Raw genomic sequence first — 22,313 nt, forward strand, 5'->3', positions numbered from 1 at the left:
GGTGTAGAAGTTGCTTGAGCCAAAAATGCCAGATGGCTGCCCAACAAACCACTTAATTGCATATAATAAATTAGCGTAGTTTGTAAAAACGGTGCCAGTATTTCGGGCTTTACTCCCGAAGTATAGCTGTAACGTGAGCCTCTCAAAGGAGTTGAGTAATGGGTATATTTGTGGCGCTCGTCGCGATTTTTTTTATGGTAGCCGCAGGCCGCGGGTACTTACGCGGCAAGGTAAACGAGGCACGCAGGCGCTATGAGACCGCCGAAAAGGACGCGGTCGAGAAAATTCAACAGGGCATCACGCGGCACCCCACATGGATAAAACAACCTGAATGGGCGAAATCGCTCGTCACCACAACAAACGAAGCGGCACTCAAAGCCGGCATGTCCCAAGATCAAGCCAAGAGATGGTTTGCCCGTCAAGACGTTGCTGACAGCATTATGACGATGGCTGCCGAGTTGGAAAAAGTTGGTTTCTCAAAGCTCGAACAGATATCGCTGTCGTATGATTTTACCCTCAAGCTCGCAAAGCTACAGCTTAAGGCTTAGAGGGACATGCCCATCAGGATCCCCTCCCCCCCTTGCACGCCCCTCCCCGCCTGCCTTACAACCGAGCCAAGCAAATAAAAGGAGCACGCCATGCGTCGCGTCGTCGTTACAGGTCTGGGGGTTGTCTCCTCCATCGGCAACAATGCCGAAGAAGTTCTCGCCTCGCTCAAGGCAGGGACATCGGGCATCACCGCCAATGAGGATATGATCGAGCACGGGTTCCGCAGCCAGATCGCGGGCAACGTCAAACTCGACATCAAGGACCACGTGGACAAACGCGCCCTGCGGTTCATGGGGCCGGGTGCGGCCTATGCCTATATCGCGATGCAACAGGCAATCGCCGATTCCGGTCTGGAAGAGAGCGACATCATCAACCCGCGCACGGGTCTGATTGCGGGCTCGGGTGGCCCGTCCACCTCCGCGATGTTCGCAGCACACCAAACCGCGCTCTCGTCGGGCGCCACCAAACGCATCGGGCCGTTCGCGGTACCAAAATGCATGGGCTCGACGATTTCGGCCAACCTCGCCACGGCCTACCAGATCAAGGGCATCAACTATTCGATCACCTCCGCGTGCTCCACGTCCCTGCACTGCATCGGGTCTGCCTCCGAGCAGATCATGATGGGCAAACAGGACGTGATGTTCGCGGGTGGCGGCGAAGAGTTGGACTGGACCCTGTCGTGCCTGTTCGACGCTATGGGCGCGATGTCGTCGAAATATAACGATACGCCAACCAAAGCCTCCCGCGCGTTCGATGCCAACCGTGACGGCTTTGTCATCGGTGGCGGCGGGGCGATCCTCGTGCTTGAGGAATTGTCCCACGCCATTGCACGCGGCGCGAAAATCTACGCCGAGGTCACGGGCTATGGCGCAACATCCGACGGGGCCGACATGGTGGCGCCCTCTGGTGAGGGCGGCGAGCGCGCGATGCGTGTGGCCCTGTCGACCCTCGGTGAGGACCGCAAGGTCGGCTACATCAATGCCCACGGCACATCGACCCCCGTGGGCGATGTCGGCGAAGTCGAGGCCGTGCGCCGCGTCTTTGGGCCTCTAGAGGCATACAACGGCAGCACGCCGTTGATCTCGTCCACCAAATCGATGACGGGCCACAGCCAGGGGGCCACAGGCGCACAGGAAGCCGCCTATTGCCTGTTGATGCTAGAGCACGATTTCATCGCGCCATCGATCAACGTCGAAACCCTCGACCCCGCAATCAACGCGGGCGAGATTGCCACAACCCGCGTCGACAACGCAGGGCTTGATACGGTCATGACCAACAGCTTCGGCTTTGGCGGCACGAACGGGTCTATGGTGCTGTCGAAATACCGCGACTGATCCGCAAGACAAACAAATGACGAAATGGCCGTGCCTTCGGGTGCGGTCGTTTTTGTTCGGGCGCCCTCAACACGCGACCACGCGCCCGTTGTGCTCAATCGAACGACGCGATAAAAAGGGACCAACGCCCGATCAGGACGACCTGACGCGAACCGGGCTTGCCGGGACGACCCGATACGTTGGAGGTCGCTATGGCGTGGATTTCGCTTCTCATCGCTGGTCTGTTGGAAGTGGCATGGGCCGCGGGTCTCAAATCCCTTTCGGGGAGTTTCAGGCTTGGCGTGCTCGTCGCAACCGCTGCATTGATGTGCGCCAGTCTTGGTGCTTTGTCTTGGTCGATGCGCTCACTGCCCTTAGGCATCGCATACCCGATCTGGACCGGCATCGGGTCGGTCGGATCCGTTGTGGTCGGGATCATTGTCTTCAGGCAGGACCTGACTGCGACAAGTGTTGCAGGTGTCGCATGCCTCGTGGCCGGCATGGCTCTGATCAGTCTTGAAACGCATTAACAAAAGGAAGACAGCATGGTGGGTGAGGCAAATCTGGACGTGCTCCTGAAAAGCATGTCGGCAGAACTCGGTGACGGTTTGTATGTGTTCGTGACAATTTCAGACGGCGTCATTCCCGACGGGCTTCACCCCCGTCTGGTCTTCCGGGAGGCCGAGGGAACGACGCTCATCTTGTTGAAAGACGCGGCCGAGGCGCATGGTCTGGCCTATGAATTTCCATGCCGCATGATCACGTTGAATATCCACTCGTCCCTTGAGGCCGTCGGGTTTCTGGCCCGCATCACAACCGCGCTTGCAAAACACGACATGGGTGTGAACCCTGTCTCTGGCTTTTTCCACGATCACCTCTTTGTCCCCGATGGCCGCGAAATGGACGCCCTGCGCGTGCTCGCGGGCTTCGCGGAGCAAGATTGACGGTCGGGCGCGCTTTGGAGGAGAAAAGCCACGGGCCTCAATGCGTCAGGTCGCTCCAAAAACTTGACCTTACCCCTATAAACGGTCAATTACGCAGCAACACAAAAAGGGGTTGAACCATGGCTGATCTTCTCAAAGGCAAACGCGGGCTCGTCATGGGCGTTGCGAATGAACGCTCCATTGCTTGGGGCATTGCGAAATCATGTGCCGAAGCGGGCGCGGAACTGGCGTTCACCTATCAGGGCGAAGCCTTTGGCAAGCGGCTTCAACCCCTCGCGGAAAGTGTCGGCTCCGACACCATGGTCGACGTGGACGTCACCAACCCCGACCAAATGGACGCGGCCTTTGCCGCGCTCAAAACCAAATGGGGCACGCTCGATTTCGTCGTCCACGCCATCGCCTATTCGGACAAGAACGAGCTGACGGGGCGGTTTCGCGACACCTCTGTGGAGAACTTCAAAAACTCGCTGCACATCTCGTGCCATTCGTTCATCGACGTGGCCAAGCGTGCCGCCGAGATGATGCCTGACGGGGGCTCGCTCATCACGCTGACCTATGGCGGCTCCAACCGCGTGACGCCCAACTACAACATCATGGGCGTGGCCAAAGCTGCCCTTGAGGCTTCGGTACGCTACCTCGCCAACGACCTCGGCCCCGAAGGTATCCGCGTCAATGCGATCTCCCCCGGCCCGATGAAAACCCTTGCCGGTGCGGCCATCGGCGGTGCGCGCAAAACCTACCGCCACACCACGGAAAACGCACCGCTGCGCTCCAATGCGACACTTGAATCCGTTGGTGCCACGGCCGTCTACCTCAACTCCGATGGCGGGGCCTACACGACAGGCGAGATCATTCGCGTCGATGGCGGATTTCACGTTCTCGGCATGCCTCAGGAAGACAACCTGTAAGCCGGATTTGCAACCACAGACGATCGATCAGGCCCCGCTCTTATGCGGGGCTTTTTCGTCTGTCTTGCCCCTACCGGCGGATCATCGGCGCGCGGCCCCCAAATGCACGCGGCCGCCGCTCTGATCGACCGACCCCACGTGAACTTCGCCTTTTGTTAACCAATTCGAAACACTCCGTTTTTAAGAGTATCGGCAACAGGTTCCGTGCGGCTTGCCTCATTCTTGCCACATTTCGACCGCAAATTCGACCGAATGCCAACCACGCAAAGCTTGGGGATTTATATGTCATTTTTGATGCTTGCTCTGGCCTTGGGGGCGTTTTCCTACCCCTTGTTCAAGGGCGTTACAGCCCATAACGGCCGCATCCAGCCCTCCGGTTTTGATGGGGTGAGCGTCGTCGTCGGGTTTGGCATCACCGCCGTTGTCGCCGCCGTGACCTCCCCCCTCATGGGCTTTGCGTTCATTTTCGCCGTTCTTTTGCATGAAATCGGCGCGGCGATGGCCTGCCGGTTTGTCGGCCATGAGGTCGCCCGCGTGCGCCTCGTTCCCCTGCCCTATTTTGCCGCCCCGCGATCTGACGAACGGTTCAACACCGCCCTCGAAGAGAGCTATGTCGCCCTCTACGCCCCCGCGATTGCCATTGTTCCTATGGTGTTGTCATTCGCCCTGTTCCACACGTTTGCCGCGCCCTTTCCCGCGGTCGCGGATGTGTTCCGCTCCACAGCGATCATGCTCGGGGCGTTCAATTTCATCATGCTGTTGCCGTTTGTTCCCTTTGGCGGCGGCCATGTGGTACGCGCCATTTCGGAGGCCTTCTGGCCCCGCATGGGCACCCTCATCACCGTCTTTATGACAGCGGCATTTTTCTCCGCTGCGCTCAAAGACGGATCGATTGCCATGCTCATTCTGGCAGGCGCAGGCATCCAGAGCCTGCTGCACAAACGGCGCGAAAACATTCAAACGCTCTCCCCGAACCAAGCCCTTTTGGTCATGTCCACCTACGCCTTTATCCTGTGCGTTCACTTCACGGGCGGATGGTGGCTTCTCAATAGCCTGATGTAGGGCCTTCCCTCTCCCGCACGCCCGTGCAAGCCTGATCACATCGGACCACGCGGTCCGCGCGGCACAGGAGAGCGACTTGACCACCTCATCACACACCACATTCCAAACCGCCGATGGCGTCACCCTTGCCTATGACGTACAGGGGCGCGGCACACCGCTGTTGTGCCTCGCGGGCCTGACCCGCAACATGGATGATTTCGATCCCGTCGTGACCCATTTTTCCGACCGCGCAATGGTGATCCGCCTCGACAGCCGTGGCCGTGGCGCCTCTGACTTCACCGACCCCGCAACCTACACCATTGCCCAAGAGAGCGCGGACGCTTTGGCCCTGCTCGATCACCTGAACATCGACCGCGCCGCGATCCTGGGAACATCGCGCGGCGGGCTGATTGCCATGGTGTTGGCCGCCACCGCAAAATCGCGCCTGTCGGGGGTTCTGCTCAACGACATCGGCCCCGAATTGGATCCTGCGGGATTGGCACACATTATGGACTACCTTGGCCGTCCCTGTGCCTATCGCAGCTATGCCGACGCCGCCGAAAAACTCCCCGTCGCCCTTGGCGCACAATTCCCGAACGTCACACGGGAGGCATGGCTGACCTACGCACGCCGCCTATGGACCGAAGGCCCGACCCGTCTCGCATTGCGCTATGATCCCCGCCTGCGTGACGCCGTGGAATCGGCGGGGGCCACAGGCGAGACACCCGATCTCTGGCCGCTTTTTGACGCGCTTGACGGGCTGCCACTTGCCCTTTTGCGTGGAGAAAATTCCAATCTCTTGACCCGTGCCTGTGCCGCGCACATGCAACGCCACCGCCCCGATATGATTTTCGCCGAGGTAAAAGATCGCGGACATGTGCCGTTTCTTGACGAATCCGAGAGCCGCGATGTGATTGAGCGCTTTTTGGCTCAGGTTGCCGTCAGGGTCACGCAATAGGAATTTTATTCTTGTAGGTAATGCGGCGGCGCAGCGTTATATTGGAGCCATCGTTAACAACAACAAGAGGCCATATGTTTGCCTATGCAGTACCGCAATCCGTTCTTTTAATCCTAGTCGGGTCAAGCTACGCGCTTGCCACCATGGGGATGAAACTCGTCTCAGGCATCCAATTCGCTTGGGGAGGAGCCGCACTCATCCTCGCGGGTCTTGCACTCGCCGCATCTGGCGAGATCGCACTTCTGAAAAACAACTCGATGAGCCAATTGTACCTCATCCTGGTGGGTGTCGAGACGGCACTCGTGCTCGTCTTTGCATTGTTCATGGGGGAGAAGTTTACCCCCCGAATGATCCTCGGTGGCGGCCTGATAATTTCAGGCATGATTGCCGTAGCTCATTGAATGCGTCGACGCGCGCCGCTACTGAATAGGGCAATCAAACGATTGCCAACTCAGGACAAGCGATGCGCGTCGAAGTCAACGGAATCCAAATCAATGTCGTAGACACCGGTCCGAAAGATGCCCCTGCGGTGGTCTTTTCCCATGCCTTGGGGGTCACGCTTGAGGTCTGGGATGCGGCCCTTGCGCACCTGCCTGACGGGTTGCGCCTCATCCGCTATGACATGCGTGGACACGGCCAGTCCGACGTGCCGCCCGCGCCCTACTCCATGGGGCAACTGATTGCCGACGCCGAAGGCCTGCTCGACGTGCTGAACGTGCGCGATGCGGTGTTTGTCGGCAGTTCCATCGGCGGAATGATTGCCCAAGGGCTGGCCATCAAGCGCCTCGACCAGATCCGCGCGTTGGTGCTGTCCAACACCGCCGCCAAACTTGGCGTGCCGGCCGTGTGGGACACCCGCATGACCCAAATCCGCAACGGCGGTCTGGAAAGCATCGTTGTGCCGACATTGGAGCGGTGGTTCGCTCCCGAATTTCGCGCCACGGATGAGGCCACCCGTTGGGGCAACGCCATCCTCGATACCGACCCGCGCGGCTATCTGGGGTGCTGCGCCGCCATATCGGGAACGGATTTTTACACACCGACCTCGGGTCTACGCCTGTCCTGCCTTGGCATTGCGGGGGGCCACGACGGCTCCACGCCCCCCGATCTGGTGCGCGAAACCGTTGCCCTCATTCCCGGATCCCGGTTCGAATTGATGCGCCGCTCTGGCCATTTGCCCTGTGTCGATGCACCCGGAAAATTCGCCGCTTTGCTGACGGGTTTCCTGACCGACATTGGCCACCTCCCGAACCTGCGCGCCCCCGATGGCGCACAGTAATCCCACCTATCTCCTTGTCCACGGCTCGGGCCACGGCGCGTGGTGTTGGCGCGATGTCCTGACCGAAATGGCACGGCGGGGCCTGTCCGCACGCGCTCTGGACCTGCCCTCGCACGGTGCGGATGCAACCCCCATCGCGCAGGTGAGCCTTGAGGCGTATCGCGATGCAATCCTGGCCGACATTGACGCGCATGCCGGCGGGCCGGTGGTGCTCGTCGGCCATTCGGCCGGCGGCTATCCCATTTCCGCCGTCGCCGAAGCCGCCCCCGACAAAGTCGCCCGCCTCGTCTATGTATGCGCCTACGTGCCGTGTAACGGCGTAAGCCTCGCGGATCGCCGCCGCGCCGCACCAAGCCACCCGATCCTCGACGTGATCACGCGGACAAACGACGGTTTGGCGTTTCAGTTCATCGCGGCCAAGGCCCCCGACGCGCTGTTCCATGATTGCCCGCCCGAGGTGATCGGCTTTGCGGTTGCGCGTCTTGGCCCACAGGCCATCGCGCCACAAGAGACCCCGCTCCCCCTCACCGCCGCCTACGCATCCGTGCCGCGCAGCTATGTCATCTGCGATCACGACCGCATCATTCCGCCCGTCTTTCAGGCCACCATGACCCTCGACTGGCCCGCCACATCGGTACATCATTTGCCATCCTCCCATTCGCCGTTTTTCTCCATGCCCGCGCGGTTGGTCGACTGCATCGTGGCCACCCCCACGAAATGCCCCGCACAGGCCGCGCCATGACCTCACGCCTTCCGCTCGTTTTCATCACCCTCACGATCCTGATCGACGGCATCGGCATCGGCCTGATCTTTCCCGTCATGCCCGACCTCATCCGCGAACTAACCGGCCGCGACCTGTCAGAGGCCGCAATCTGGGGCGGGGTTCTGGCCACAAGCTATGCGGTGATGCAGTTCTTTTTCGGACCGGTCGTGGGCAGCCTGTCGGATCGGTTCGGCCGCAAGCCCGTGCTGATTTCCGCCCTCGCGATCCTTGCGCTCGACTACCTCATCATGGCGATGGCGCACACGATCTGGTTGTTGCTTCTGGGCCGCCTACTTGCAGGGATCACGGCCGCCACCCAATCCACCGCAAGCGCCTTTATGGCAGACATCTCGTCGCCCGGGGCGCGCGAGAAAAACTTTGGACTTGTCCATGCGGCCATGGGGATCGGCTTTGCCCTTGGGCCTCTCATCGGCGGCCTTTTGGCAGGCATCGACACCCGCGCCCCGTTCTATGCCGCCGCCATCCTTGCGGGAGGCAACGCCGTGTTTGGCCTGATCGTTATGCCCGAAAGCCTTGCCGCGGATAAGCGCCGCGCCTTTGCGCTCGAACGCGCCAACCCCTTTGCCGCATTTCGTGCCATCGGGGCGCTCGGTGGGGTATTCCCGCTGCTTGTCGTGTTTGGCCTCTATCAGGTCGCCTATTTCGTCTACCCTGCGATCTGGGCGTTCTTTGCACAGGCACAATTTTCCCTCGACACCCCCACCATTGGCCTCACGCTTTTTGTGTTCGGTGTTTCAATGGGCATTTCACAGGCGTTCCTTGTGGGGCCGCTAACAAAACGGTTCGGGGCCTATGCCATTGTGCTCGCCGCCATCGTGATTGATGTGGCGGCGTTCGTGTGCATCGGCTTTGCCACATCCGTCGCCTTTGTATGGCTTTTAACGGTGGTCACGGGCGTGAGTTCCATCGCCATGCCCGCCCTGCAAGCCATCATGAGCCGCGCCGCACCCGATAACCGCCAAGGCGAGTTGCAGGGCGTCTTGGGCTCGATTGCGGCCCTTGCGACCATCATCAGTCCGCTTTTGATGACCGAGACCTTTGCGATTTTTGCGCACCCCGATGCCCGCATCCACCTCCCCGGCGCGCCTTTTTTAATCGCGGCACTCTTAACAGCCGCCTGTTTTGTCATCCTTGTGCGATGGCGACGCAGAACAGGCGGAAACCTGCGCTAGATTGTCCGGGATCAGACAGCGAGCTGTGTTTTGTGTTATACTTGATTCATCGAAAGGAGATTTTCCATGACACGTGAACTCAACGACACAGGTCACAGCCTCTCGAAAGGCAGCCGCACTGTTCCCTTTGTGAATGCGGAACGCGCCACAAAACCAAGCGCGGCAACACTTGCGCTACAACGCCGGTCGCACAATAGCGGATCGACAAAACGCACCGAAGAATTTCTGCGCAGGGATCGCGAAGCCGCCAGATAGTGTGGACCTTCGTCTTGGTCACCACATGGCGTAAACCGCCACCTGCATCAGCAGAGCAACCGGCAGCGCGACGCAGATACAAACAACAAGGGTAGCGCACCTGATTGAGTGGCGCGCCGTGCAAAGAGGCACGCCGCACATCGGTGCGCGTCAAAAGGGCGGCGCTATATGGCACCACCCTTTTGACGTCACATAGCCTAAACGATCCCGCCGCCCGCACCGGACACTTTGGGCCGCACCGATGCGACCGAAGCGCGGTAGCCCGATGCACGGTAGGTGGCAACGGGATCAATCGCTCCGCCCTGTTCCACCCGCGCCATCGCAAGGATCGGCTCCACATCCGTGCGAAACCCGGCCTTAAGCGTGCGCGTGGCCATCAAGGCATCATTGTCCGCCTGAAACCCCGCAAGGGCGGAACGGTCCACCAAAAGAGCTTGCGCATAAGAGCGCTGTATCTCGGTGGCCGACACCATCAGACTCTCGATCGGGTCGGTGACGTTGTGCGACTGATCAATCATATGCGACAAATTCAGGCCGGGCGTGTCTTCCCATTCCACCAACTCGTTAAAGACAAGGAACAAACGATATGGATCGACCGATCCGCTATCGAGATCGTCATCTCCATATTTGCTATCGTTGAAATGAAACCCGCCGAGTTTTCCGAACTGGATCAAACGGGCAACGATCATTTCAACATTCACCGTTGGCGCGTGATGCCCCAGATCAACGAGGCACTGTGCCTTGTCACCCAACTCCGTTGCAATCAGGTAGGAGGTTCCCCAATCCTGAACCACCGTTGAATAAAACGCAGGTTCGTAAATTTTGTGCTCGGAGAAAATCCGCCAATCATCAGGCAGGTTTTTGTACACCTCTTTCATCGCGTCGAGATAGCGTTCGAACTGGCGGGTCATATTGACCTGACCCGGAAAGTTGGACCCGTCTCCGACCCAAACAGTCAGTGCTTTGGATCCCAGTTTTTCACCGATCTCGATGCAATCGATATTATGCGCGATGGCCTGCTGCCGCGTGGCCGCGTCGACATGCGACAACGAGCCGTATTTGTAGCTATGCGCCTGATCCGGTTGGTCCTGAAACGTGTTCGAATTCATCGCATCGAACCCCAACCCGTGTTGATCCGCCTTGGCACGCATGTCGTCCGGGTTCGCTTTGTCCCACGGAATATGGAGCGAGACGTTCGGCGTTGCACAGGTCAGCCCGTGGATCACGCCGCAATCGTCGAGCTTGTCGAAAATATCGCGCGGCTCGCCCTCGCCGGGGAACCGGGCAAAGCGTGTCCCGCCCGTCCCCGTCCCCCACGATGGAATCGCAACTCCGAATCTCGCCGCCTTGTCCTTGATCGCGCCGATGGAAATTCCGCGACGGTCAAGGTGCTCTCCAAGCGCATCATAGTCGGCCAACAGGGCTGACATCCGCTTTTCATTTTCGGCCTCGATCACAGATTTATCGATCATTGTCTGTCCTCCCTCAGCGCGTGAATGCCTGAACATTGCCCGCATCCACGTTGATGATGTTGCCCGTCGATTTGGCCGACTTCTCCGACGCAAAAAAATACGCCGCCTCCGCGATATCTTCGGGCAACACAGACCGTTTGAGCATGGAACGTTGGCGATACATTTCCTCAAGCCCGCCTTTGTCCGTGCCATATGTCGAGGCGCGTTGGTCAAGCCATTCGCCCTCCCAAATTCTGGAGCCGCGTAACACAGCATCGGGATTGACAACGTTAACACGAATACCCGCCTCGGCCCCCTCAAGGGCAAGACACCGCGCAAGGTGGATTTCCGACGCTTTCGCCGTGCAATATGCCGAGGCGTTGGGCGACGCCGCAAGGCCGTTTTTAGACGCGACAAAAACGACCGAGCCGCCCATATCCTGAACACGCATCACCTTAAAGGCTTCGCGGGAGACAAGGAAATATCCCGTGGACAGAATGTCCATGTTCTTGTTCCACATCTCCAGACTGGTGTCCTCGACGGGGGCCGACGAGGCAATTCCGGCATTGGAAACAAGGATATCGACACCGCCAAACTCGACGCAGGCATAGGCATAAGCCGCACACACAGCCGCCTCATCCGTCACATTCATCTCGACCGCACGCACCGCATCCGCGCCATATTGCACCGCGAACCCCGCGCGGACCTCGTCCAATGCAGCCGCATTGATATCGGCAAGCATCACACATGCGCCCTCGGACAGATACCGCGCCGCCGTAGCCGCCCCGATACCCCCCGCGCCACCGGTAATCAACGCAACCCGCCCCGCGAGCGATTTGGGTTTGGGCATCCGCTGTAGCTTGGCCTCTTCGAGCAACCAGTATTCGATATCGAATGCTTCCTGCTCGGGTAAACCACAGTACTCGGACACCGCCGAAGCCCCGCGCATAACGTTGATCGCATTCACATAGAACTCGCCCGAAATCCGCGCTGTTGCACGGTCCTTGGCAAAGGTCAGCATCCCAACACCAGGGATCAGATAAACCACCGCGTTGGGATCACGCAGCGCAGGACTATCGGCATGTTTGCAGCGCTCGTAATAGGCCTTGTACCCCTCGCGGTAGGCCGAAATCTGCGCTTCGAGGCCGGACAACACCTCCTCGATATTGTTCCGCGCGGGATCGAAATCGACCACCAACGGACAAATTTTCGTGCGCAGGAAATGGTCGGGGCATGAGGTTCCAAGCGCCGCAAGATCGCGCATGTCTTTTGCGTTTACAAATTCCAGAACCGCATCGCTGTCTTCAAAATTGCCAACCATATGCTGTTGGCCCGACACAAATCCGCGAATTGCAGGCATCAATCTGGCCGCGACATCACGGCGTGCCTGCGCATCAAGACTGTGATGGATGGCCCCGCCGAACGCGGCGACCCCCGACGTTTTTTCCTCAAAAAATGCCGTGGCTTTGTTGATGATCTCAAGCGTCAGCTCGTAACACGCCTTGGCGTCATCGGCCCATGTAAACAGCCCGTGGGATTCAAGGACAACCCCTTTGGCATCAGGGTTCGCGAGACAAAATGCCTCCAACCACAGACCCAGCTCATAACCGGGCTTTTTCCACGGCAACCACCCGATGGCATCACCGAAAATCTCCGCCGTCATTGCCTTGCTGTCTTTGGACGCGGCAATGGCGATAATTGCATCGGGATGCATGTGGTCAACGTGTTTTTGCGGAACATAGGCGTGAAGCGGCGTATCGATGGACGCCGCGCGCGGGTTCAGGTTGAACGTGCAGTGCGGCAGATAGCCGACCATCTCATCCTCATGCTCCACGCCGCGATACTTGCCCTTCAGCGCCCGCAATTTGTCCATGTACAGGGTCGCGAACCCGTCCATTTTGATCGAACCGACATCCCCACCGGAGCCCTTCACCCAAAGCACTTCTGCGGCCTCGCCCGTGAGGGGGTCCATTTGCATGACCTTTGCCGAGGTATTCCCGCCCCCGTAATTGGTGACCCGCTTATCAGACCCAAGCAAGTTCGAACGATACAACAGCTTCTCGGATTCGCTCATGGTCGCGGCTTTGGCGTCATCCCAAAGCGACACAAGCCGCGTGGTTGCGGATGTCATAGTGATCTCCTCCCAATCCTCTAGTATTGAGTAATTTCATTCTCACCAAGTCTGCGCAGGGTGCGTCAGCTTGTCAATCACAAACAATCACAAACAATCATTTTGCAGGTGCAGCATGGTTATCTTGACAAAATATGATTGACACTGATCATTTTTTTGCGGCAGTCTCATCGTCATTGGGAGGAATTCAATGCACGAAAAGGAACGCCACGGGGTCATTCTCTCCGCTGTTCAGGACCGTCCGGTCGTGACAGTCGTGGAGCTTTGCAGCCTCACAGGAGCCTCCGAGGCCACAATACGTCGCGATATCGCGGCGCTGCATGTGGCCAAAAAACTGCGCCGCGTCCGGGGCGGCGCCGAAGCCTTTGCTCCCAAACCCTTTCCCGGCCTTGCGGGGCGGCCATTTTCACTCAACAAAACGCTCAACAACGCGCAAAAGCAGTCAATTGCCCGCGCGGCAGTCGAATTGTGCGACGATGGCGAACCGATCATTATCAATGGCGGGACGACAACCTTTCAGATGGTACACCCTCTGGCCTCGCGCCGCTGTCAGGTGTTCACCAACTCGTTTCCGATTGCCGAGCACTTGCTCAAGAACTCCAAGAACACGGTGCTGATGTCGGGCGGAATTGTTTACCGCGAACAAAACATCGTTCTCTCGCCGTTCGACAACGACGTGACGGGCAATTTCTACGCCCGCCGCATGTTTCTTGGCGCTCAGGGCGTCGGGCCGCTTGGCGTGATGGAAGCGGATCCGCTCATCATCCAGGCCGAACAAAAACTCATCGGTCAGGCCGACGAAATTGTCCTGCTCGTCGATTCAACCAAATTCGAAAACCGGTCCAGCCTCGTTCTATGTCCGCTGAGCCGAATTGATGTGCTGATCACCGATGAGGGGATTAGCGACCGCGCGGCCGCGATGATCGAGGCCGCCGACATCAAACTCATCGTGGCCGGAACCACGTCCACGAAAGACGAAGCGGCATCATAACACACAACGGATGCGTGCCGCACAAACAGGGTAAACCAGGGAGGAACCCAAAATGAAACTGAACAGACTTTTGACAACTGTGGCCATCGCCACCGGACTGTTTGCAGGCACCGCACACGCAGACGACATGCGCATCGCACTTGTCGTAAAGGCCCTCGGCATCGGCTTTTTCGAGGCCGCCGCAGAGGGCGCCAAAGAGGCCGCCGGAGAATTGGGCGGTGTAGAGATCATTTACACCGGTCCGACCGACACCACCGCCGAAGGCCAGATCGAAGTCATCAACTCGTTGATCGCACAAAACGTGGATGCGATTGCCGTTTCGGCCAACGACACCGACGCTCTTGTCCCTACGCTCAAGAAGGCCATGCAGCGCGGGATCACCGTGATTTCATGGGATAGCGGCGTGGCCGATGATGGTCGCCAGGCACACCTCAACCCCTCGTCCAACGCGCTGATCGGGAACATGATCATCAAACTGGCCGCCGACAATCTACCCGAGGGCGGCGACGTTGCCGTTCTATCGGCCACCACCACATCCACGAATCAGAACATCTGGATCGACGAGATGAACAAGGTGATGGGGAATTACCCCGGTATCAACGTTGTGGGAACAGTATATGGCGACGACCTTGCCGATAAATCCTACCGCGAGGCCCAGGGCCTTATGCAGTCCTATCCCGACCTCGACGCCATCATTGCGCCCACCTCCGTGGGGATCGTTGCTGCGGCTCAGGCCGTTGCCGATGCGGGTAAAATCGGTCAGGTCAACGTAACCGGTCTGGGTTTGCCATCCGAAATGGCGGGCGCGATCGAAAGCGGGGCATCGAAATCCTTTGCGATCTGGAACCCGATCGATCTGGGGTACTCCGCGACCATGCTGGCCTACCAACTGGCCACCGAAGCCGCGACGGCCGCGCCCGGCGCAGAGATTGCAATCGGTCGCATGGGGACAATCACGCTCGACGAGACAAACTCCGCCGCCATGGCTGACCCGTTTGTCTACGACAGCTCCAACATCGATGCGTTCAAAGATATTTTCTAAACGCAGCGCGACCAACCGGGGCGGCGTGACCAATGGTGCGCCGCCTCCCACCCGTCCCCAGAACCAAGAACGATAGGGCTGAGCCATGCGCACGGACCAAAACACGCACGACCAGACCAAGGACGCGGGGGCTCCGGTTCTTGCGCTTGATCACATCACCAAGGTGTTCCCCGGGGTCAAAGCACTTGATGAGGTCACGCTCGAACTGTTTTCGGGCAAAGTCACCTCGCTGATCGGGGAAAACGGCGCGGGCAAATCCACCGTCGTGAAAATTCTCACCGGCATTTATCAACCCGACGGCGGGCAAATCCTGCTTGATGGCGCTCCGGTTCGCTTTGCGGTGGCTCAGGACGCCTCGAACGCAGGGGTCACGGCCATTCATCAGGAGACCGTGCTGTTCGACGAATTGAGCGTCGCCGAGAACATCTATATCGGCCACGCTCCCAAAGGCCGTTTTGGCCTCATCGACCGCGCCGCGATGCGCGACAAAGCCGCCGAGATTCTAAACGGAATCGGGGCGCGAATTGATCCAATGGTGAAACTGAAAGACCTCGGCATTGCCTCCCGCCACCTCGTCGCCATCGCACGCGCCCTGTCGGTAGACGCCCGTGTGGTCATCATGGACGAACCGACCGCCGCCCTCTCTCAAAAAGAGATCGAGGAGCTTTACGAATTGGTCGAGGTTCTGAAAAAACAGGGCAAGGCAATTCTGTTCATTTCCCACAAATTCGACGAAATTTTCCGTATTTCCGACCGCTATACCGTTTTTCGCGACGGGCAATTCGTCGGTGCCGGGGATATGGCGGATGTTACGGAAAGCGATCTGGTCCAGATGATGGTCGGGCGCTCCGTCGACCAAATCTATCCCAAACGTGCGGCGCATATCGGCGCGGAAGTGATGAAGGTCGTGGGCTATTGCCATCCGACCGAATTCGAGGACATCACCTTTGACCTCCGTCGTGGCGAAATCCTCGGGTTCTATGGCCTCGTTGGCGCGGGGCGCTCCGAATTCATGCAGTCGCTGATCGGGATCACCAAACCAACCAAAGGCATCACGCGGATCGAGGATCGTCTCACCGTCATCCGCTCGCCGGCCGATGCCATCGCGGCGGGTGTGGTCTATGTCCCCGAGGATCGCGGCAAACAGGGCGCAATCCTTGACATGCCCATATTTCAAAACGTGACTCTGCCCTCTCTGGGCCAGACATCACGCCGTGGTTTTATCCGGCTGGCCGAAGAATTCGCATTGGCGCGCGCCTATACCGAGCGCCTTGAGTTGCGCGCCGCCTCCCTCGACACTCCCGTGGGCAGCCTGTCGGGCGGCAACCAACAAAAGGTCGTCATCGCCAAATGGCTCGCCACAAAACCGCGCGTCATCATTCTGGATGAACCGACCAAAGGCATCGACATCGGGTCAAAGGCCGCGGTGCATGAATTCATGTCCGAACTGGCGGCACAGGGGCTATCGGTCATTATGGTCAGTTCCGAAATTCCCGAAATCCTCGGGATGTCCGATCGTGTGATTGTCATGCGCGAAGGGCGCATCGCCGCGGAATTATCACGCGACGCCCTTTCCCCCGAAACACTGGTCCGCCACGCCGCAGGCATCGGTCAAAAAGGAGACGCAGCATGAGCCTCGTCAAGTCTCGCGAAGCAATCCTGTTCGGGGCGATCCTGTTGCTTCTGGCGCTGATCTCCACCCGTTTTTCCGGATTTGTCACCCCGAAAAACCTTGCCGGTGTGTTCAATGACACCTCCCCCCTGATCATCCTCGCTCTGGGTCAGATGGTCGTGATCCTGACGCGCTGTATCGACCTGTCCGTCGCGGCCAACCTCGCACTAACGGGGATGGTTTGCGCCATGATCAACGTCGCGGCGCCGGATCTTCCTGTGGTGGTGATCCTTATGGTTGCCCTCGCCATGGGCGCCGCCTTGGGGGCCATAAACGGCCTGTTGGTGTGGAAACTCGACATCCCGCCCATTGTTGTAACACTCGGAACCATGACCATTTTCCGGGGTGTCATTTTCCTGCTCTCCAAAGGACAGTGGATCAACGCCCATGAAATGAGCCCCGCCTTCACTGGCTTTGCACGCGGGGTCATTTGGGGCCTTCCGGTCTTGGGGTGGATTGCCATTGCAACCATTGCCGTGATGTTCGTGGTGATGAGCCGCACCACACTCGGGCGGGCCTTTTTCGCCGTGGGAGGCAACCCGCACGCCGCCGTTTACACCGGTATTAATGTTGGCCGCACCCAGTTTCTGGCCTTTGTCATTTCCGGCGCTCTTGCGGGGCTGACGGGGTATTTGTGGATTGCACGCTACGCTGTCGCCTACGTCGATATCGCGGGCGGGTTCGAGTTGGATGTGGTCGCGGCCTGTGTCATCGGCGGGATCTCGATTGCGGGCGGCTCCGGTTCGGTCATCGGCACTCTTTTGGGCGCATTGTTTTTAGGCGTGGTTAAAAACGCCCTGCCCGTGGTCGACATCTCGCCGTTCTGGCAACTCGCCATTTCGGGCGCAGCCATCATCATTGCCGTAACATTCAACGCCCGCGCGGGCCGCACCAAAGGCCGCGTCATTCTCAAATCTGCGGAGCACGCCCAATGAGCCTGTCCGGTCCCCACACCCCCCGCCACATCCCCGACCAATTGCGGACCCCGCTTGAGCGCAAAATCAAAAGTTGGGAAATGCTGCTGTTGATTGTGGCCATATCCATCTTTGTCCTCAACGCGTTTGCCTCCCCCTATTTTCTCAATGCATGGAGCCTGAGCGACGCAACGTTCAACTTTACCGAAAAGGCGATGATCGCTTTTGCAATGGCGCTGCTGATCATCTCCGGTGAAATCGACCTCTCGGTCGCCGCGATCATCGCTCTGGCCTCGACCGTCATGGGGCTCGTAATGCAGGCAGGCTTTGGCACGCCGGTGATCGTGCTTGCGGGTCTTGGCGCGGGTCTTTTATGTGGGGCGTTCAACGGTGTGCTTGTCACGCGTCTGGGGCTGCCATCCATCGTTGTCACCATTGGCACCATGAGCCTGTTTCGCGGCATCAGTTATATCATCCTTGGCGATGGCGCGTTCCGTGGCTACCCCGCCGATTTTGCATGGTTCGGCCAAGGCTACGTATTTTGGGTGATCTCCGTGGAAATGGTCATCTTTGCCTGTCTCGCGGTGATCTATACCGTCGTCTTGCACAAAACCAATTTTGGCCGCGCGGTCTATGCCATCGGCAACAATGCCACGGGCGCATTGTTCTCGGGCATCCGCGTTGAACGGGTCAAGATGATCCTCTTTTTGCTCACGGGCCTCATGTCGGGACTGGCCGCCGTTTGCCTGACCTCCCGTCTCGGATCGACACGCCCCTCCATCGCCACAGGCATGGAACTGGAAGTCGTCACCATGGTGGTGCTCGGCGGCATCAACATCCTTGGTGGATCCGGCTCGATCCCCGGTGTGGTGATCGCGGCGTTTGTGATGGGGCTTGTCACCTTTGGCCTCGGTTTGCTCAATGTCCCCGGGATCGTGATGTCGATTTTTATCGGTCTGCTGCTGATCGGGGTGATTGCCCTACCGCGCCTGTGGACCAAATTCAAAGGGCGCAAGTGATGGAAAAATATGCCTTTCGCATGGTCCTGAAGGCGGGCCAACTGAACGAGTATAAAAGGCGCCATGAGGCGATCTGGCCCGAGTTGTCCGCCGTGTTGCACGCGGCCGGCATTGACGATTATTCGATACATTACGATCCGCAGACACACCACCTGTTCGGCGTGCTTTGGCGACGGCCCGATCATACGATGGCGGCGCTACCGGATCATCCTGTGGTTCAAAAATGGTGGGCGTATATGGCGGATATTATGGAAACCAACCCCGACAACAGCCCCATCCAAACCGATCTCGTCACGGTCTTTCACCACCCATGACAGCACCCGTATCACCACGCCATATCGCCGTGATCGATGTTGGCAAAACAAACGCCAAACTCGCCCTCGTCGATGCACAGACCCTCACCGAGATTGCCGTGATCACGCGCCCCAACACCGTGTGCGCGGGCCCGCCCTATCCGCATTTCGACCTTGACGGGCATTGGGCCTTTTTCCTCGACCACCTCGCCGCGTTTCACCGCAGCCACGGGATCGACGCAATATCGGTGACAACCCACGGGGCCGCTGCGGTATTGCTGGATGCACACGGGGCTCTGGCCACGCCGATGCTCGATTACGAACACAACGGCCCCGACACCGTTGCGGCGGCCTATGATGCGATCCGTCCCGAATTTGCCCGCACCGGCAGCCCGCGCTTGCCGACGGGTCTCAACATCGGGGCGCAACTGTTCTGGCTGTTCGATCGGGATCCGGACCTGTTACAACGCACCGCCCATATTGTGACCTACCCGCAATACTGGGGGTTTCGTCTCACGGGTGCTGTGGCCACGGATGTGACCTCCCTCGGGTGCCACACCGATCTCTGGTGCCCGCAAGACGCACGGTTTTCCGACCTTGTGGACCGCCTCGGCATCAGGGAAAAACTGGCCCCCGCGCAAACGTCCAATACTCTTCTTGGCACGCTCACGCCGGAGGTTTGCGCCGCAACCGGCCTGCCCGCGGCCACCCCCGTGTCCTGTGGCATCCATGACAGCAACGCCTCGCTCCTGCCCCATCTGATCAAACGCACAGGACCATTTTCGGTCGTCTCCACGGGGACATGGGTCGTCGCAATGGCGGCGCGAACCGATCCTTTGCCCCTTGATCCCGCCCGCGACACGCTTCTCAATGTTTCGGCCTTCGGTGCGCCTGTCCCCTCCGCACGGTTCATGGGCGGACGCGCGTATGACATCATCCGCGGGGACACAGACGCCGTTCCCACCGCCGCCGACCGCGCGGCTGTGGTGAGACGCGGGATCATGCTTTTGCCTGCCGTTGTGTCGCAAAGCGGTCCCTTTGCGGGGCGCACACACCGTTGGACCAAAGCCCCGCAGACCGACGGTGAGCGTCTGTATGCCTTGGCGCTCTATCTGGCATTGATGACACAGACCTGCCTCGACCTGATCGGGGCGCATGGCCCCACCATTATCGAAGGCCCGTTTGCGCGCAACGCCGACTTCCTCGATATGCTCGCGGCCCTGCGCCCCGAGGGCGTGCAAACGGAACCGTCCGTCACAGGGACAAGTATCGGTGCCGCACTTTTATTTACACATCCGCAGCCCCGTACGACGAATGCCACCAATGTGACGCCGGCACATCCCGAGGCACTGCGCAACTATGCGGCCCTGTGGCACACACAGATTGCGCAACACCCATAGGCGCACACAGGCCCCATTCGCACTTTTCACCGCTTTTGGGGTCTGCTATGCAGCGCAGGTGGTTCCGGCCCCGTAGCTCAACTGGATAGAGCAGCCGACTTCTAATCGGCAGGTTGAGGGTTCGATTCCTTCCGGGGTCGCCACATCATCCCACCATATATGTGCCAGAAAAACCAGAAGTGCGCGCAAAAGTAAGTAATAGTGCGCGCAAAGCTATTTGAAACATCGGCGAAATCCTTGGTGCTTTCAGTTTTATAGCAATTTCAGTGCCTTGCTGGGTGGTTCGGCCAATTTTTCATCTAATTGAAAGCAGCTTTACGGCGCATATTTGACAGTGCGTGCCTAATAGCCTCTCTAAGATCTACAGGTTCCGGAACCTTTCATATCACATCTGCCGGTGGTCACTGACCGTCCGGCGACGGCGCAAGGTGCTTCCTTGCGCTATGAGAGGACTCCAGCTTGACCAAATCGCAATCCAAAATTCCGTTTCATGACCTGACCTTTTACGGCGAGCTGCCCAAACTGCGCGATGTTGAGGGGCGGTTGAAAGCGTTCCTGGCAAAGATCCGCGAGCAGGCGCAGCAGGCCGAGGAGGATGCCGGCCGCATAACCGAAGACGATCTGCTGTATCCGCATGATTTGCTCGACGGGGCCGATCGCCGCCGGATTAAATTTCGAGCGGTGCGTTATCTCGAACGGCTTCATTCTGCGACCGGCATGTATCATCTTCCCGAAGAAGACCGGGTACGGCTGACACCCTTCAGGGGCGGCTTGCACATCGCGTGTGTTGCGACGGAGCACGAGGCGGATGAGATTGCAGCAAGTCTTCATGCAGAGATGCCTTGGATGGCGCCTGCGACAGAAGCTGTCTGGCACGGGCTGCGCGCATCAGCGCGTGAGGGTTTGCCAGGGCTGCGGTTTGATCCGCTTGTGTTGGTCGGCTCGCCCGGAATTGGCAAAAGCCACTGGGCGCGCCGCGTCGCGCATCACCTTGCCGTGCCATCCACGATGATCGACGCGACAGGAGAACCCGCCAGCTTTGCACTTGTCGGCTCTCAACGCGGTTGGTCCAATGCGACGCCCGGCAAGCTCATGCAGACCGTTCTGAAAGAGCGTCATGGCGGGCCTTTGGTCATCGTCGATGAGGTGGAAAAGTCTGGCGATGTGCAGTCCAGCAAAGGATCCAATCATATGCTCACGAACGCCCTCCTGCCGCTGCTAGAGCGTCTGACGGCCGCGACATGGGAATGCCCGTACTTTCAAATCAAATGCGATATGTCATGGGTGAATTGGGTGATGACGGCCAACAGCCGACAAGGGTTGCCTGAGCCGCTGCGAAGCCGCTGTGTGGTCTTGGACCTGCCGGATCTGACAATAGACCAGTTGCGGCAATTTGCAGAGACCGAAGGCGCGCGCCGGGATTTGCCAGACTCGGCATTGGCGGCGCTAATGGACGTCTTCGACTGCGGCGCGATTGGGAACGCTGGCCTGAGCTTGCGCACAGTCAGTCGCATGCTTGACCGCGCTCAGACGCTGGCCCGCCAGCCAATGTTGAACTGAGGTCGCGCCGTGCAATATCAAAACATCCCGTATCGCAGTGGCAAAATCGTTGTTCTCGGCGATCTGCACTATGATAGCTATCAACGCTTTACCCAGTGCCCTATCAATCAATGGAACCTGCAGGATATCGTCTGGAATGCAGACGCTCTTATCCTCGCTGGCGACCTCGCAAACGGTCCCGCTGATCGCTGGGCGCAGGTTTTCTAATACCTGTCAGAGTTCATTCTGCCAGAACGAATTTACGCGCTGCCTGGGAATCACGATTATTACGGTGCTCACCTGACCGACGACCATAAGCTCGAAAGAGTGGCGAACGATGCGGACGCCCATTTCGTACAGAAAACAGCGCTACTGCATGGTGATACGCGGATCTTGTGCTGCACTCTTTGGTCTGATTTTAATCTGTTCTGAGAACCATCAATGGCTATGCACACTGCTAATTTGCTCATGGCAGACTACGGCATGATCGGTGCGCCGCTGGACCCCAACCTACCCGAAGTCGGCATCTCAATTATGCGGCTTGAGCGCCGGTTGAAGCCAAGAGAAACATTGCGCGTTCATCACGATCATCGCGCCTGGCTTACCCGCAGTATGGCAAGCCACCATCTTGCGGGGCTTGTGGCAAAATAGTCGTTGT

General features: G+C 58.8%; 24 protein-coding genes and 1 tRNA gene. 23 read left to right on the forward strand and 2 right to left on the reverse strand.

Annotated features, from left to right (window positions below; translation table 11 throughout):
- Window positions 1–158: 158 nt before the first annotated feature.
- From ACN0Q0_RS02680 to ACN0Q0_RS02735, 12 genes are all read left to right on the forward strand, one after another.
- On the forward strand, window positions 159–548 hold the full coding sequence (locus ACN0Q0_RS02680; RefSeq protein ID WP_417241804.1) for a hypothetical protein: 390 nt from the start codon (window positions 159–161) through the stop codon (window positions 546–548).
- Window positions 549–638: 90 nt separating this feature from the next.
- Window positions 639–1,883 carry a beta-ketoacyl-ACP synthase I gene (fabB, locus tag ACN0Q0_RS02685; protein ID WP_417241805.1) on the forward strand — a complete coding sequence of 415 codons (1,245 nt, stop codon included), beginning with the start codon at window positions 639–641 and terminating at the stop codon, window positions 1,881–1,883.
- Window positions 1,884–2,074: 191 nt separating this feature from the next.
- Complete coding sequence (locus ACN0Q0_RS02690) at window positions 2,075–2,392, forward strand: DMT family transporter (protein ID WP_417241806.1); 318 nt, start codon at window positions 2,075–2,077, stop codon at window positions 2,390–2,392.
- 15 nt (window positions 2,393–2,407) lie between these two features.
- Complete coding sequence (locus ACN0Q0_RS02695; RefSeq protein WP_417241807.1) at window positions 2,408–2,806, forward strand: ACT domain-containing protein; 399 nt, start codon at window positions 2,408–2,410, stop codon at window positions 2,804–2,806.
- 119 nt (window positions 2,807–2,925) lie between these two features.
- Window positions 2,926–3,714 carry an enoyl-ACP reductase FabI gene (locus ACN0Q0_RS02700; RefSeq protein ID WP_417241808.1) on the forward strand — a complete coding sequence of 263 codons (789 nt, stop codon included), beginning with the start codon at window positions 2,926–2,928 and terminating at the stop codon, window positions 3,712–3,714.
- A 282-nt stretch (window positions 3,715–3,996) separates the two neighbouring features.
- Window positions 3,997–4,776, forward strand: a complete 780-nt coding sequence (locus ACN0Q0_RS02705) for a hypothetical protein (protein ID WP_417241809.1) — start codon at window positions 3,997–3,999, stop codon at window positions 4,774–4,776.
- A 76-nt stretch (window positions 4,777–4,852) separates the two neighbouring features.
- Window positions 4,853–5,713 carry an alpha/beta fold hydrolase gene (locus ACN0Q0_RS02710; protein WP_417241810.1) on the forward strand — a complete coding sequence of 287 codons (861 nt, stop codon included), beginning with the start codon at window positions 4,853–4,855 and terminating at the stop codon, window positions 5,711–5,713.
- A 74-nt stretch (window positions 5,714–5,787) separates the two neighbouring features.
- Window positions 5,788–6,114, forward strand: coding sequence for a hypothetical protein (locus tag ACN0Q0_RS02715; RefSeq protein WP_062217187.1), 327 nt, complete (start codon window positions 5,788–5,790; stop codon window positions 6,112–6,114).
- Window positions 6,115–6,176: 62 nt separating this feature from the next.
- A complete protein-coding gene (gene pcaD, locus ACN0Q0_RS02720) occupies window positions 6,177–6,992 on the forward strand; it encodes a 3-oxoadipate enol-lactonase (protein ID WP_417241811.1) in 816 nt (271 codons plus the stop codon).
- Window positions 6,979–7,734, forward strand: a complete 756-nt coding sequence (locus ACN0Q0_RS02725; RefSeq protein ID WP_417241812.1) for an alpha/beta fold hydrolase — start codon at window positions 6,979–6,981, stop codon at window positions 7,732–7,734. Before pcaD ends, ACN0Q0_RS02725 begins: the two co-directional genes overlap by 14 nt.
- Complete coding sequence (locus ACN0Q0_RS02730) at window positions 7,731–8,948, forward strand: TCR/Tet family MFS transporter (RefSeq protein WP_417241813.1); 1,218 nt, start codon at window positions 7,731–7,733, stop codon at window positions 8,946–8,948. The genes ACN0Q0_RS02725 and ACN0Q0_RS02730 overlap by 4 nt, the downstream gene beginning before the upstream one ends.
- Window positions 8,949–9,014: 66 nt before the next feature.
- Entirely contained in the window at window positions 9,015–9,203 is a 189-nt protein-coding gene (locus ACN0Q0_RS02735; protein ID WP_417241814.1) for a hypothetical protein, read from the forward strand.
- A gap of 197 nt (window positions 9,204–9,400) precedes the next feature.
- On the opposite strand, the gene rhaI is transcribed toward ACN0Q0_RS02735, so the two are convergent.
- Window positions 9,401–10,675, reverse strand: coding sequence for an L-rhamnose catabolism isomerase (gene rhaI / locus ACN0Q0_RS02740; RefSeq protein WP_417241815.1), 1,275 nt, complete (start codon window positions 10,673–10,675; stop codon window positions 9,401–9,403).
- A 13-nt stretch (window positions 10,676–10,688) separates the two neighbouring features.
- Window positions 10,689–12,785 carry a bifunctional rhamnulose-1-phosphate aldolase/short-chain dehydrogenase gene (locus tag ACN0Q0_RS02745; protein WP_417241816.1) on the reverse strand — a complete coding sequence of 699 codons (2,097 nt, stop codon included), beginning with the start codon at window positions 12,783–12,785 and terminating at the stop codon, window positions 10,689–10,691.
- 190 nt (window positions 12,786–12,975) lie between these two features.
- Between ACN0Q0_RS02745 and ACN0Q0_RS02750 the strand changes: the two genes are divergently transcribed.
- The 11 genes from ACN0Q0_RS02750 to ACN0Q0_RS02800 all read left to right on the forward strand — a co-directional run bounded on the left by ACN0Q0_RS02750 (window position 12,976) and on the right by ACN0Q0_RS02800 (window position 22,306).
- Window positions 12,976–13,776 carry a DeoR/GlpR family DNA-binding transcription regulator gene (locus ACN0Q0_RS02750; RefSeq protein ID WP_417241817.1) on the forward strand — a complete coding sequence of 267 codons (801 nt, stop codon included), beginning with the start codon at window positions 12,976–12,978 and terminating at the stop codon, window positions 13,774–13,776.
- A 52-nt stretch (window positions 13,777–13,828) separates the two neighbouring features.
- On the forward strand, window positions 13,829–14,818 hold the full coding sequence (gene rhaS / locus ACN0Q0_RS02755) for a rhamnose ABC transporter substrate-binding protein (protein WP_417241818.1): 990 nt from the start codon (window positions 13,829–13,831) through the stop codon (window positions 14,816–14,818).
- 85 nt (window positions 14,819–14,903) lie between these two features.
- A complete protein-coding gene (locus tag ACN0Q0_RS02760; RefSeq protein WP_417241819.1) occupies window positions 14,904–16,451 on the forward strand; it encodes a sugar ABC transporter ATP-binding protein in 1,548 nt (515 codons plus the stop codon).
- Complete coding sequence (locus ACN0Q0_RS02765; protein ID WP_417241820.1) at window positions 16,448–17,425, forward strand: ABC transporter permease; 978 nt, start codon at window positions 16,448–16,450, stop codon at window positions 17,423–17,425. Before ACN0Q0_RS02760 ends, ACN0Q0_RS02765 begins: the two co-directional genes overlap by 4 nt.
- Window positions 17,422–18,423 (forward strand): ABC transporter permease, encoded by a 1,002-nt coding sequence (locus tag ACN0Q0_RS02770; RefSeq protein ID WP_417241821.1) that lies wholly within the window; start codon window positions 17,422–17,424, stop codon window positions 18,421–18,423. Before ACN0Q0_RS02765 ends, ACN0Q0_RS02770 begins: the two co-directional genes overlap by 4 nt.
- On the forward strand, window positions 18,423–18,737 hold the full coding sequence (rhaM, locus tag ACN0Q0_RS02775; RefSeq protein ID WP_417241822.1) for an L-rhamnose mutarotase: 315 nt from the start codon (window positions 18,423–18,425) through the stop codon (window positions 18,735–18,737). Before ACN0Q0_RS02770 ends, rhaM begins: the two co-directional genes overlap by 1 nt.
- On the forward strand, window positions 18,734–20,116 hold the full coding sequence (locus tag ACN0Q0_RS02780; protein WP_417241823.1) for an FGGY-family carbohydrate kinase: 1,383 nt from the start codon (window positions 18,734–18,736) through the stop codon (window positions 20,114–20,116). Before rhaM ends, ACN0Q0_RS02780 begins: the two co-directional genes overlap by 4 nt.
- 66 nt (window positions 20,117–20,182) lie before the next feature.
- Window positions 20,183–20,259 (forward strand) — tRNA-Arg (locus ACN0Q0_RS02785).
- 316 nt (window positions 20,260–20,575) lie between these two features.
- Complete coding sequence (locus ACN0Q0_RS02790) at window positions 20,576–21,676, forward strand: AAA family ATPase (RefSeq protein ID WP_417241824.1); 1,101 nt, start codon at window positions 20,576–20,578, stop codon at window positions 21,674–21,676.
- A 9-nt stretch (window positions 21,677–21,685) separates the two neighbouring features.
- A complete protein-coding gene (locus tag ACN0Q0_RS02795; protein WP_417241825.1) occupies window positions 21,686–21,883 on the forward strand; it encodes a hypothetical protein in 198 nt (65 codons plus the stop codon).
- Between the two features lie 213 nt (window positions 21,884–22,096).
- Complete coding sequence (locus tag ACN0Q0_RS02800; RefSeq protein ID WP_417241826.1) at window positions 22,097–22,306, forward strand: hypothetical protein; 210 nt, start codon at window positions 22,097–22,099, stop codon at window positions 22,304–22,306.
- Window positions 22,307–22,313 lie beyond the last annotated feature (7 nt).

It is taken from the genome of Celeribacter sp., assembly GCF_048259695.1.
Lineage (GTDB): Bacteria > Pseudomonadota > Alphaproteobacteria > Rhodobacterales > Rhodobacteraceae > Celeribacter.